This is a genomic window from Paenibacillus sp. FSL H7-0756 (genome assembly GCF_038006765.1).
Taxonomy (GTDB): Bacteria; Bacillota; Bacilli; order Paenibacillales; family Paenibacillaceae; genus Paenibacillus_AQ.
This window is the reverse complement of record NZ_JBBOVT010000002.1, coordinates 437,633-450,396: the sequence shown is the minus strand read 5'-3', so window position 1 is coordinate 450,396 and position 12,764 is coordinate 437,633. Positions and strand designations below refer to the sequence as shown.

Below are 12,764 nucleotides of genomic sequence, written 5' to 3'. Positions count from 1 at the left end.
ACTAAATACAAGGAAAGCAGGATTATACATATGAAGAAACACACTTCGTTAAAACGTACTATCGGCATGCCTCAGGCCATTGCCTTATACATTGGGGCTGTCCTCGGCTCGGGGGTATTAATTGTACCCGGACTGGCCGCCGAGATGGCTGGCCCTGCTTCGCTGCTGGCCTGGGGCTTCATGACTCTGCTCATTCTTCCGCTTGCCTTATCCATGGGCCTGCTCTCTGCCAAGTTCCCTAACGCCGGGGGCGTCTCCCATTTCGTTACGCTAGCCTTCGGGCCGAAGGCCGGGGCCCTGGTCGGCTGGTTCTTCCTGATGTCCGTTCCGATCGGCGCGCCAGTCGCCGCATTGACCGGTGCAGGATACATGACCGCAGCGATGGACTGGGGCGATCCGGCAAGAATCGCCCTTGCCGCCGGGATGCTGGTGATTGGACTCCTAACGAACTGGATCGGAATGCAAGTCGCCGGTAAAGTGCAAATTGCTGTGGTAATCGCTATAGTTGCCGTACTGGTCTTCTCTTTTGCCGCTGCGCTTCCGGGGATGGAGCGTGCCCACTTCACTCCGTTTGCGCCGCATGGCTGGATGAGCGTCGGGCAGGCGGCAGCTATCCTCTTCTGGTGCTTCATCGGCTGGGAAGCCGTTTCGCATCTGTCTGAAGAGTTCAAGGAACCGGAGCGGGCTGCGGTTAAGGGTGTGACCATCGCGGCCATCATTGTCGGTGTCCTGTATTTCCTCTCGGCACTTGCTACTGTTGGTCCGCAAAGCTATCTGCACGGCGGAGCAGATAGCTCCCTGCTCTGGATCATCAGCCAGCCGCTGGGGGCATGGGGCGGCTTCATTGCCGGACTCACGGGTCTGTTCATCTGCACAGCGACGATCATTGCCTATGCAGGTGCGGCTTCACGCGTGGCGTATGCCTTGTCCCGGCAAGGCTATGCTCCGGGCTGGATGGGCCTTTTATCCAGTCGTTATCAGACACCTGTGGGGGCAATCAGCTTCCTGACGCTCTGCTTCACCCTGATATTGTCGCTCTACGGCAGCGGAGCACTCTCGATAACCACGCTGATCACTTTTCCCAACGCCACCTTCATTCTTACCTATATCGGAGGCTGCGCCGCCGGAATCCGCCTCTTGCGCGGCAGCCGTACGGGCGTAACGATCAGCTTCATTTCTTTTGCCGCCACACTGGCCGTGTTCCCGTTCACAGGCTGGGCGATTCTCTACCCGCTGCTGATTACGGTGGTGTTTGCCGGGGTGGACTATTTGAGATCCGGGGTAGGGCGTGTGGGGGAGCGATGAGGGGGATTGTAATGCTACACACTTTGGACTGCTAAACACTTTGGAGTTGGTCTGGAAGGTACTATAATGCTACATACTTAAGGGCTGGACTCGAAGCCTGGTCGTCGCTGCGGTGAACATTTGGCCCTCCGGCCGCTGTTGTATTTAGATTTCCTGATCATAACCGCTCTTCGCGGTAGAAATCCAAATCAAGCCTATGCTTCCGTTGTGAGCTTTCCTGCGGAAAGCTTTCAGGCGGACGCTATCGCTCCTCCAGTTCCAAATTTCCCCTCCGCTTCTTTTTGCTTTTCGTTAATTCTTTAATCAAAATCACCTGCATACCTGCAAACAAAGTCTTCATACGGATGATTCAAACGGATCATTCAAAGTCACATCCTTCCAACTACAAATAGGCCACGCCCGTCCCTGGCAGGACAGTCGCGGCCAATCTTTGATAAACGTTGAATTTCAGCAGCTATTCGTTCCACTGAATCGGAATCCGCAAACGGAATTGTTGTATATCCTCTGGATAGGAGAAGTACCGGGCCATAATCTCAAGCTTATCAGAAGGCTGCACGGGCGGGAAAATCAGCTTAAACGCCAGTTTATCCCGGCTAATCCGCACCGGCTGTCCTGTTTGTGTGATTGGCTGATTTTGTCCTTGCAGTAAGGTTAGCTCGGTTAACTGGCTCATCACCTGACTGGCCTCATAGTATACAACTGTCTGCTTCTCCTCGTAATCAACAGCCGTAACTGTAACCGTTCCTCCCTGATTCCCCTGCAGCGTTAACGGTAATGATCCATTCAGGCTCTGGCGATCTTCTTCTGATTTAATTTGCTTATTTTCTAGTGTCTCATAGGCGATCAGGGTCATGTATTCCGGTTTGGGATTAAATTCTGTCAGCGGAGAGAAGTTGAAATAATAGTACTCTTCAGTCGCCCCATCTCCACCTTTATTCATATACAAGGTCCCAATTTCATCTTCAAGCATTACATAAAGCCATGGATGAGGATAACTTTTCATCACAATCACTTGCGAAGTTACAGGACCCAGTGTCAGCTTGTCTACAGTGTAAAGTGAGTTATCGTACGTGAAATCCAAGTCCTTGGGATATACGGTTGTGCTTAGCGCGGCACTCTTTTCCCTATCCAGCAGGACAGATACATCCCAGTTCCCCCTTGTTGTCCCGATACAATCAATACTCATATTAAGCCTAAGCTGATCCGGCAGGTCCTTGTCCCCGAAGCTTAGACGGGTTGTACCTACGAAGGTATGATCTCCTGTAATCGTAAAATCGTGGCTGGAGATTCTTTGCGGATGATGTCCTTCGAAATTGAGTTTATAGAAGACTGCCGCTTCCTTGCCGGTAATGGGCTCTGAGGATGACGGGTAGGTCACCTCATAATTAATCACCAATGAAATACCGTCATAGTATTCCTCTACCAGATTGAAGGTAATGCCTTTATCGGTAATCAGTGCGCCTGCCGGATTGCTGAGATGCTTCTGTTCAATCGGCCTCAACTCCCCGCGGTCAGCACCTTTGTCATACAGATAATCGAAGAAAGGAATGACTCGCAGCGCCTCTGCTACCGGGGGCGAGATGAATCCGATCCCAACAATTATTCCGGCTGTAATGCCCAGAGCAGCTGCAGCGCCGATGATCCACTTCCTGTATGGTGATAACCGGCGTCTGCCCCTTGGTGCTTCCTTTAATCTTCCTATATGCAGTTGCCACAATTCATCAAAATGAACAGAAGAAGGCATACTATGAATCATGTGTTCAGCTTCTTGCTGCAATTGTGCGGTTACTGCCTCGGATTGAGCATCCAGCCTGTCCTTAGCTGTCGTCATTTAAGCCCCTCCTTCATCATCAGCACGCCGGGGTCAAGATCGCCGCATTCTCTCAGCTTGCGCAGTGCCGCATGAAGCCTGGATTTGCAGGTTCCCAGCGGAATACTTAATACCTCTGCGGTTTCGGGAAGCGATAATCCGGCATAATAGTGCAGGGTAATCACTTCGCGCAGCTTCACGGACAGATGGCTGACTGCCTGCCATAACTCCAGCTGATTCTCACTATGCAGAGCGAAGCTCTCGGCGGAGTGCTCTTTTCCCTCTACAGGAACGCCCGCCAGCAGTTGTATCCAGGTCTTTCTGCGTAACAGATTACGGGACGTATTGACGGCAATCCGGTACAGCCAAGGCCGAAGCGGCCTGGAGGGATCATACAAATGATACTTTGCAAAGGCACGCAGAAAAGTCTCCTGGGTAAGATCATCGGCCAGCACCCGCTGCTTGGTCATCATAAGGGCAATCCCATAAATATAAGCGGAGTGTGCTTCAAACATTTCCTTGGCCTGCTCTTCTGTGATGGGATAATCCTTCACGCTCGCTTCCCCCCTTTCTTACTGGATATACACTTTGAACCGGGCCATCCGTTCGATTTACGTTTCAGAAACTTGTCAGGCGGTTATGGATGAGAAGAGCTTGACCTAATCTGCTAGGAGAAGGAGACTGTAACCTATGTCTGATCATAAAAAAGTTATTCTTGAACCAGCAGCTCAGAAATTCGCCGATGATAATGCCAAGCCTCCCTTCCTGCCCGATCTGGGTCCGGAAAAAGGCCGCGAAACGGTCAACACCGTTCAGGCTGGCGATATCGAAAAACCCGAGGCAGATCTTCAGGATCTGACTGTAGCGGGCGGTCCCGGCGGTGAAGTGAAGGTCCGCATTGTCCGTCCGGTGGGCACCTCCGGCACTTCCCTGCCAGTCATTCTCTATATTCATGGAGCAGGCTGGGTCTTCGGCAACAGCCACACGCATGACCGGCTCATCCGCGAGCTGACTGTGGGCACGGGTGCTGCCGTGGTCTTCCCGGAATACAGCCTCTCCCCGGAAGCCAAATATCCAACGGCCATTGAAGAAATCTACGCGGTTCTGGAATGGATTGCTAGTGAAGGCTCCACGTACGGACTTGACGCCTCCAGGCTGAGTGTCGCTGGAGACAGTGTCGGTGGCAACATGACTGCTGCCATTACCCTAATGGCCAAAGAGCGCGGCGGTCCGGCCATCTCTAAGCAATTGCTTTTCTATCCGGTTACAGACGCTTCCTTCGATACGGAATCGTATCATCAGTTCGCAGAAGGCTATTTCCTCCAGCGCGAGGGGATGAAATGGTTCTGGGATCAATATACCACCGATCCTGAGCAGCGGGCACAGATTACAGCCTCTCCGCTGCGGGCCAGTCTGGACCAGCTTAGCGGTCTCCCGGAAGCCCTGATTATCACTGGTGAAGCCGATGTTCTCAGAGATGAAGGTGAGGATTATGCGAACAAGCTCCGCGAAGCCGGAGTCCCTGTCACAGCCGTACGCTTCCAGGGCATCATCCACGATTTCGTGATGCTGAACGCTCTGGCAGATACTAAGGCTAACCAAGGAGCTTTGCTGCTGGCTACAGCTTGGTTAAAGCAATAACCCCTACAATCCTCTGAAACATAAAGAAGCCCGTAACGGAACATCACTCCGCTGCGGGCTTCTTTCGTTTCGTGTAAATCTGCTTGTAGATATCGTCTATTTCCGCTGGGAATAGAACTCCGCTGCTTTGATCAGCATATCCTTCAGTGAACCGAAGGAAGTAGTCTTTGATACATGCTCGTCAAGCTGATCCTGCGGGAGCGACTTCATCTCCTCTGCCGAGCCGGCAGAGAATCCTCCTTTTTGCAGCAGATCCTTCACGGACTCGAAGGGAGTGAACTTTTGCAGAAAAGAACTCGATAGAAGCTGCTCCAGCGGCAGCTTCTGCAGCAGTTGCTCGAGAGGCAGCTTGTCCAGCGGCAATTTCTGCAGTAATTCACCTACACGGCCGTCTTTGAGGGAACCGACCACTCCTTGTATTTTATCGCCTAATCCTCCAATGTTAAATCCCATAAGGCCAACCTCCTGAATAACTGTAGTTGATCCTTATTACCCCGAATGATGATCCGCGAATTAAATAAGGTAACATAATATTGATTATGTTACCTTACAATACTGTCATTCCTGGTTCAGCAACCATTTGAAGATTTCAGCGTCTTATTGTATAGAACAAAATTTACCAAGGAGCTGAATCTATTGTCATCTTTCCGACCGTTCTTCACCAGCTTACTTACTCTTTCTCTGCTGTCCACGGCCAGTTCCGGCACTTCAACAGTTCTTGTATCCACTGCACATGCAGCATCTGTAGGTTCATCAGCCACTACTTCCTCCTCCGCAAATGCACTGCTGACACCATTGTGGCAAGTATCTGCGGATGGTACCGGAATATATGACCAGCAGCAAGCGGTTATGAACGGCACCCTCTACTATTCCCACAAAAATATGTTATATGCGAAACATATAGCTACAGGCAAGACCCTATGGTCCTACAAACAGGGGGAGCACCCCCAGATTCTCACCTCTAACTCCGTATTCTTCATTAACAATCAGGAACAGCTCGTCAAAGTATCCGCTTCTACCGGCAAGCTGGTCTGGAAGGTTAAGCTATCAGCCAAGCCAATGGAGATTGGCGGACAAGCCCGCCTGATTAATGGGACCCTCTATTTCGCTAACGAGAGCGGAGGAATGGCGGCATATCATCCTGTTACTGGTAAAAAGCTGTGGGAGAACAAAGATATTCCAATGTACGCCGGGAAGATCTACGGTGAATTCTCCGGTGTAATTGTAGCTTCCAGCACCGTTGATAATATTCGCACACAATTCTTCGGCCTGGACCCGTCCACCGGTAAACGTCTCTGGAGAACCGAGGGTTTACACAGCTATGTGACTTCCGAGAAGGGACAGCTGGTGTTGCAGGAGCAAGTGCCTGGATACCAGATCACTCTGGTGCAGCTTAATCCTGTTACCGGCAAGATTTCGGGGCAAGAGAAGTATAAGCCGCACGGCAATGTGTCCGGGCTCAGCAGCTATACGGCTTCCATTCAGAATTCCTATCTGTATTCGGTCAACACTGTTAACGGCAAGGACGAATACGTTCTTACCCGCTTCACACGAAGTAGGGACACAGCGGCCAGCTTCAAAAGCTATGCAAGCTACGGCAACTGGCTAACCGGTCCCATTGGCGGAATGGCGTACTTCCAGCAAGGGACGCAGGTCAGCGGAATCCGGCTTGCCGACGACAGTGTCGTTGTCTTCGATCATCCGGCAGAACCGGTGATGCAGCTTCAGCGTACCAGCCATGCTGTATTCGCCATATATTCGAACGGCAATATCTCAATTAATCATGCCGATACTGGTGCTTTGCTGGGAATGATCCGAAGCGGGGCGTCCTCTCCCCGCTTCGGCGTCATTTCCATTGTGAACGGAACAGCAATCATTCCTACCGAAAACAATATCATTGCTGTTACTTTGCCCGCTGAGTATCAGTAATGTTAGCAGCCTCCAGGAATTGTTCGCAGAAACTCCCCGATTCTCCGGGCGGCTTCTAGGAGCCGCTCTTCCTCCTCAACCAGCGCAATCCGCACATACCCTTCCCCCTGGCTGCCAAAAGCATCTCCCGGAATCACCGCAACTCCAGTTCTCAGCAGCAGGTCTCGAGCGAAACGGCGCGATCTTCCCGCTTCTCCTTGAATTCCATAGGCATCCGGCAGTCTTGCCCAAATAAACATAGTAGCTTCCGGCGAGGATACGGCCCACCCTTCAAGATACAGCGCCTCTACCACTAGATTCCGCCGCCGCTCATACAGTGCAGCCACACCTTGGTCCGGCCCGGAGGCCATCGCTTGCTCCAGCGCGGCAACCGCCGCTTCCTGAATCGGCTCGAAGACGCCGTAATCCACATTGCTTTTCAGCTCCCGCAGCGCCCCTACTGCCTGAGCATTACCCGTCATGAAGCCGATGCGGCAGCCGGCCATGTTGAAGCTTTTGGAGAAGGAATGAAATTCAACGGCAGTGTCCCGCGCCCCAGGTACCTGCAGGATGCTGATCGGCTGGTAACCGTCGAAGCCCATCTCTGAGTATGCCAGATCATGTACAACCAGAACATCCCACTTACGGGCAAGTTCCACCAGCCGCTCCATATAAGCCAGATCCACCGTAACCGAAATTGGATTACCGGGAAAACTGAGCAGGATAAAAGCCGCTTCGCGCCACACCTCCTCAGGAATACTCTCCAGATCCGGCCGGAACGCATTCTCCTCCAAAAGCGGCAGCGGCCAAGACCTAACCCCCGCTATAGCCAGCGCTCCTGAATAGATGGGATAGCCGGGGTCCGGCACAATCGCCAGATCGCCCGGATTGCAGACAGCGAGCGCCAGATGCGAGAGTCCGTCCTGCGAGCCCATCAATGATACGATTTCCTCTTCGGGATCTACCTCTGCGCCGAAACGCCACTGCATCCATTTTGCCGCCTGATTCCGAAAGGCTGTACTTCCTTTGGATGACGGATAAGCATAGCTATCCTCCCGAAGTACCGCATCACTTAACGTCTGACGAATCTCCGGCAGAGGTGCCCGGTCGGGGCTGCCAATTCCAAGATCGATGATGTTAAGGCCCGATTGCTGGGCCTCTGCCTTCCAGGCAGCCACCTCCGCAAAGATCGATGATCCGAGATGAGACAGCTTGTCTGATCTCCATTTCTGCTGCTTGCTGCTATGAATCAATGGACTCCCTCCAGCGTATGTATTTTAAAATAGTATAGCATGGGTTTCGCAATCCGAAGAGGAGAAAGAACAGTCACATTCTCTGCAACGCCCTCCTCATGGGTATTAATTCCATTATTAATATATTATTCTACCAAAATCACTCTATTAAAGGTGACAACTAGTGCGGGAAGTGATATAAAAATCGATTTGAAGCGAAACAGCGTATAATTTATGTTATACGCTGTTTTTTTGAGGTATTTGATGTATAGAAAACTATAGGTTCCTGCTTCATAGAAACGGTGTGTGTACATTTACAGAAGTTCATGGTGCTCGCAAGCAGACACACGGCCTGAATGTATGTCAAAAACAGCATACACCGTGCCCGAAGCAGACATCTGGACCCAATGTATGTCAAAAACAGCATACATTGTGCCCACAAGCAGACATCTGGACCCAATGTATATCAAAAACAGCATACATTGTACTCGCAAGCAGGAATATGGACCCAATGCATGTCAAAAACAGCATACATTGTGCTCACTCGAAGGTAATCTTATTCATCCATTAGGATGTTTTTTTTACTGCATTGGTCTGCCTTAATCGCTCCAGTTTTGTGATCCGGACGATAACCGCTGTCTCCTAAAATAACGCTTGCCTTAAAGTGCTCTTTAAGGCTTAGGATAAGAAAGAACCCGCCCATTCCGCAGGAAAATAACCGATAAGGAGTGATACGGTCCATGACATTCACAATCAAAGAAGCTTCAGAGCGGCTGGGTTGCCCGGCGCATACGATACGTTTTTATGAGAAAGAGGGGTTGCTGCCTTATATTAAGCGGGATAAGAACGGGAACCGGCTGTTCGAACAAGATCATCTGGATTGGATGAGGCTGATGACCTGTTTCCGGGCAACCGGGATGAAGCTGTCGTTGCTGAAGGAGATGGTAAATCTTGCGCTTGATGGAGATTCCACGATTCCACAGCGCAAGGCGATCTTAAACCAGTACAAGGAGGAATTATTTCGACGCCAGAACGAATTGGCCGAAGCGCTCGACGCTGTCAATAACAAACTGTCCATATACGAAGACATCGAGAAAGGTACCCTTCCTTCCGAGAGCCAATTGTTAATGAAGATGGAGGAGTCAGAGTGACAACAAACACGAAAGTGAGGATGAACAAATGAAGCAGAGAATTTTGGGCAATAGCAATATTCGCGTCTCTTCGATCGGACTGGGCATTATGGGGATGTCTCCAGGTATTTACGGGGTGACTGACGATGAACAGTCGATTCAAACGATCTACCGCGCTTTGGACATAGGCGTCACGATGTTCGATACTGCGGACGTCTACGGGAACGGGCATAACGAACAGCTGCTCGGCCGTGCACTTCAAGGACGCCGCGAGCAAGCCATTATCGCCACCAAGTTCTCGTACACTCCGAATTACGAGCGCATCAACGGTCATCCTGATTACGTTAAGCAAGCAGTAGAGGATAGCCTTCGCCGTCTGAATACGGATTACATTGATCTTTACTATCAACATCGCGTTGATCCGCAAATCCCAATTGAGGAAACGGTCGGAGCGATGGCAGACTTGGTCAAGACAGGTAAAGTCCGGGCGCTTGGCCTGTCCGAGGCTTCCGCCTCCACCATCCGCCGCGCTCATGCCGTGCATCCGATCTCCGTGCTGGAGAGTGAGTATTCGCTCTGGAGCCGTGACATCGAAGAGGAGATCCTCCCTGCCGTAAGAGAGCTGGGGATTACCCATGTGGCCTATAGTCCACTGAGCAGGGGCTTTATCTCCGGCGGGCTCCGCACCTTCGAGGACCTTGCCGAAAGCGATCTTCGCAGATGGATGCCGCGGTTCCAAGGAGACAACTTCCGGAAGAACATTGAGGTTGTCGACAAGATTAAGGAGATTGCAGCGGAGAAGGACTGCACCCCTTCCCAATTAGCTATTGCCTGGACGATTTCTGGCGGTGCACTGCCTATCCCGGGTACGAAGCGTATCAAGTATCTGGAGGAAAATGCGGCTGCGGCAGATATCCTTCTTACGAAGGAAGACCTGGAACGCATCGAGCAGGTCAGCCCCAAGCATGACGTTCACGGCACACGTTATATGAAAGAACAGATGACGCTGCTGGACGGCTAGACTATATGAAGAAAAAGCAATGGTCCACGGAACCTGTGGACCATTTGAATGTGGAGATGAATAGAAGATGAATTAATCGGTGTAACTACACATTATTGTTCTCAATAATATGTAGAAGCTCTTTTATAATGACATCAATCTCCTTACCGTTCGTATTCAGCTTTCGTGTATTCATTTCTTTGTAATTTTCTAACCGGTTGATGCTATTTTTAATTTCACTCTCACTCCTCGCATACTGACGCATACGCTTTATCAACTCTTCCTCAGAGCACATTAACGTAACTTTTATTAGCTCATATTCCTTTCCCTTCAAGCCTACTAGAATTTCATCTAATATACTTTCCTTATGAATCACCCAAGAGAAGAAGACATACTCGAACATGGAATTGTCAAGATACTGATTAAGTATAAAATGGATGTTATTCATTACCATAGTTTTGTTCTCTTCGGTAACCTTCCAGGGGTTCATTTGCCAGCACCAATCTCCATCAAGCCATACCGAATGTTGTAATTCTTTATATAGCTTACTGACAATCGTACTTTTTCCCACTCCCATGGTTCCGTTTACGATAACAAGCTTTTTCATAATGCCCTCCTTCGAATGATTTTTCAGCTGAATAAGGCATAGGATAGAGTATTACAGATGAAAGTGGGAATTCACATGTCCAAGAATAAGCGCGGCAAAGCACTTTACAATACCCCCTCCCGGGCCAGAGGCACCTGTCCGATCTGCGGCAGCACGCGGATTAAGCTTTTGTATTTCGGCAAGGGCCCAGAGGGCGAGAAGCTGACGGTCTGCAAAAAATGTGACGGCAAGCAGCAGAAAGCGGTCTGAATTACGCTGTAATTTTAAATGTATCATAAAAAAACGGCCTGTCTCCCCTTCAGGAGCAGCCGTTTCTTTTTGCCTACTGAAACCCCAATTTCACCCACAGCTTGGAGATATCCAGAAATCCGAAGGAGCCGGGTTCCAGGCCGAACAAATTCTGACTTAATTGCGCTTTTTTATTCATGTGACAGCCATACAGTACCCACCCGTTATCCCGCAGCTTGTCTTCGGCCAGCTCCAGCACGTCTGCCCTCTCCCCGGCATCCAGCCGGTCGAAAGGCATCAGTACCTCTTTCAACTCAGATTTCTGGCTGTCCAGCAGCAGGTGATGCAGATAATTGGACTCGTTGCGGAAGTAATTGATCATTCCCCACTGCCAGTCATCCTCCAGCACTTCTTCGCAGATTACAAGATCCGCATGGTGGATTAAGTCCGGCAGATCGTACTCTGCTAAAGGATACAGCTCAAGCTGTAATCCAATCTTCCTGCTACGTTCCTGCAGCCAAAGCGCCTCATCCCGCTCCTCCTGGTGCGTGCGGTAGGCCAGCTTCACTGTCTCTCCCCGGTAGCCGCCTTCCTGAAGCAGCACTCTCGCTTCCTCTAATAATGGTTCTTCGAACTCCCGTTCACTGCTCTGCCAGGGAAGGAAGCTGTCCGCCGGCCTAATCCGGTTGCCTCCCAGCTCACGGATCAGGGCAAGCTGATTGTAGAGAATACGCATGGCCTTCCGGACTGCGGGATGATGGTGTATGCCTTCTTTTCGAAAATTAAACAGAAGGTATCTGCACCCGACAGCCGGATAATCGATACTGTGGCTCCTCCCCTCTTCCGCTGCGGGCACGCTGCTGGGGCTGCTGTTGGCGTCTGTTAACTGATATTGACGTACCCCCGAGGCCAAATGCGGCAGGTACCAGATCTCGACCCGGTCCAGCAGAGGGCGGATTCCATAATAGAGATCGTAAGCGCCGAGTACAAGCACATCCTGGCTCAGATCTAGTACCTGATAGGGCCCTGTGCCGACCGGATGCGCAGCGAAATCCACATCATACGGTACAATGGACATATAGATCGAGCTGAAGAGATGCAGGAAAAAGAAATTAGGCTGCACCAGATCGAACCGGATACGGTAGTCCCCCTCCAGCTCCACATGGATGATATCCTCAAAATGACAGATCGCCGGACTTTTAAGTCCGATCAGACGCTGGAGGGTTTCTTTTACATCCCGGGAAGTCATCATGCGGCCGTGGTGGAAGCGCACCCCCTTGCGCAGATAGAACAGGTAGCTCGTACTGCTCTCGTTAGCCTCCCACGTGTGGGCCAGCCCCGGCAGGAAAACCCCGTTCTGTGCATCATAGGTAATCAAGGTACTGCAAATATGCCCCAGTAAATAGGTCTCAAAAGCGGTGTATACGGTAGCCGGGTCCAGCTTCTCCATCGCACGGTTACGGGAGATTCGCAGCACCTCCTGCCCGGATGTGGAGCCGGGTTCACTCCAGAAGCCCATTTGCATATCTAGAACCGCCAACAGGCGCTCTTTGAGCGGCTCATTGACCGGGTATTGGCCGATCAATTCGATGGCAGGCTTAATCCGGCCTTTGCTGACCAGCTCCTGGAATCCCTCCTCCAGCACCTCATCCACATGACGCAAAAAAGTCATCTGCGAGCGGTTCCCTCTCCCTCTTCCGGGTATCCAGGCAATCAACTGCTGCTCCACCAGCTTCCGCAGGATAAACTTCACATTGCGCGGTGTGCAGCACAGGATGCCGGTCAACTGCTCAATCGTCACCGGAACCGGCTGCTGGTGGCTGTACGCCGGGGCCAAGGCTGCGGCCAAACAGAGATAATGTGTGCTGCTGGTGTCCATCTTCCGAGCCTCCTTATAAAAGGT

At 51.1% G+C, this 12,764-nt stretch carries 12 protein-coding genes; 6 read left to right on the top strand and 6 right to left on the bottom strand.

Annotated elements, in window-relative coordinates:
- Positions 1 to 30: 30 nt before the first annotated feature.
- A complete protein-coding gene (locus tag NST04_RS18725; protein ID WP_341185578.1) occupies positions 31 to 1,305 on the top strand; it encodes an APC family permease in 1,275 nt (424 codons plus the stop codon).
- A gap of 454 nt (positions 1,306 to 1,759) precedes the next feature.
- Here NST04_RS18725 and NST04_RS18720 read toward each other — a convergent pair whose 3' ends face one another.
- Together NST04_RS18720 and NST04_RS18715 are read right to left on the bottom strand one after the other, a co-directional pair.
- On the bottom strand, positions 1,760 to 3,136 hold the full coding sequence (locus NST04_RS18720; RefSeq protein WP_341185577.1) for a DUF4179 domain-containing protein: 1,377 nt from the start codon (positions 3,134 to 3,136) through the stop codon (positions 1,760 to 1,762).
- Positions 3,133 to 3,669, bottom strand: coding sequence for an RNA polymerase sigma factor (locus tag NST04_RS18715; protein ID WP_341185576.1), 537 nt, complete (start codon positions 3,667 to 3,669; stop codon positions 3,133 to 3,135). The genes NST04_RS18720 and NST04_RS18715 overlap by 4 nt, the downstream gene beginning before the upstream one ends.
- Before the next feature lie 136 nt (positions 3,670 to 3,805).
- On the opposite strand from NST04_RS18715, the gene NST04_RS18710 reads away from it, so the two are divergent.
- Positions 3,806 to 4,756 carry an alpha/beta hydrolase gene (locus tag NST04_RS18710; RefSeq protein ID WP_341185575.1) on the top strand — a complete coding sequence of 317 codons (951 nt, stop codon included), beginning with the start codon at positions 3,806 to 3,808 and terminating at the stop codon, positions 4,754 to 4,756.
- Positions 4,757 to 4,852: 96 nt separating this feature from the next.
- Here NST04_RS18710 and NST04_RS18705 read toward each other — a convergent pair whose 3' ends face one another.
- The gene (locus NST04_RS18705) at positions 4,853 to 5,209 is read right to left on the bottom strand and encodes a hypothetical protein (RefSeq protein ID WP_341185574.1); all 357 of its coding nucleotides are present in this window, start codon (positions 5,207 to 5,209) and stop codon (positions 4,853 to 4,855) included.
- 183 nt (positions 5,210 to 5,392) lie between these two features.
- On the opposite strand from NST04_RS18705, the gene NST04_RS18700 reads away from it, so the two are divergent.
- The gene (locus NST04_RS18700; protein ID WP_341185573.1) at positions 5,393 to 6,685 is read left to right on the top strand and encodes an outer membrane protein assembly factor BamB family protein; all 1,293 of its coding nucleotides are present in this window, start codon (positions 5,393 to 5,395) and stop codon (positions 6,683 to 6,685) included.
- A gap of 2 nt (positions 6,686 to 6,687) precedes the next feature.
- Here the strand turns inward: NST04_RS18700 and NST04_RS18695 are convergent, their stop codons facing one another.
- Positions 6,688 to 7,917: an aminotransferase class I/II-fold pyridoxal phosphate-dependent enzyme gene (locus NST04_RS18695; RefSeq protein ID WP_341185572.1), complete on the bottom strand. Its 1,230-nt coding sequence runs from the start codon at positions 7,915 to 7,917 to the stop codon at positions 6,688 to 6,690.
- Positions 7,918 to 8,636: 719 nt separating this feature from the next.
- Here NST04_RS18695 and NST04_RS18690 point away from each other — a divergent pair.
- Together NST04_RS18690 and NST04_RS18685 are read left to right on the top strand one after the other, a co-directional pair.
- Positions 8,637 to 9,047: a MerR family transcriptional regulator gene (locus NST04_RS18690; RefSeq protein ID WP_341185571.1), complete on the top strand. Its 411-nt coding sequence runs from the start codon at positions 8,637 to 8,639 to the stop codon at positions 9,045 to 9,047.
- A gap of 28 nt (positions 9,048 to 9,075) precedes the next feature.
- Positions 9,076 to 10,047, top strand: a complete 972-nt coding sequence (locus NST04_RS18685) for an aldo/keto reductase (protein WP_341185570.1) — start codon at positions 9,076 to 9,078, stop codon at positions 10,045 to 10,047.
- Positions 10,048 to 10,132: 85 nt separating this feature from the next.
- Here the strand turns inward: NST04_RS18685 and NST04_RS18680 are convergent, their stop codons facing one another.
- Positions 10,133 to 10,633 (bottom strand): AAA family ATPase, encoded by a 501-nt coding sequence (locus tag NST04_RS18680; RefSeq protein WP_341185569.1) that lies wholly within the window; start codon positions 10,631 to 10,633, stop codon positions 10,133 to 10,135.
- Between the two features lie 75 nt (positions 10,634 to 10,708).
- On the opposite strand from NST04_RS18680, the gene NST04_RS18675 reads away from it, so the two are divergent.
- Positions 10,709 to 10,882: a hypothetical protein gene (locus NST04_RS18675; RefSeq protein ID WP_341185568.1), complete on the top strand. Its 174-nt coding sequence runs from the start codon at positions 10,709 to 10,711 to the stop codon at positions 10,880 to 10,882.
- A 73-nt stretch (positions 10,883 to 10,955) separates the two neighbouring features.
- Here NST04_RS18675 and NST04_RS18670 read toward each other — a convergent pair whose 3' ends face one another.
- Positions 10,956 to 12,740: an ABC transporter substrate-binding protein gene (locus NST04_RS18670; protein WP_341185567.1), complete on the bottom strand. Its 1,785-nt coding sequence runs from the start codon at positions 12,738 to 12,740 to the stop codon at positions 10,956 to 10,958.
- Positions 12,741 to 12,764: the final 24 nt, after the last annotated feature.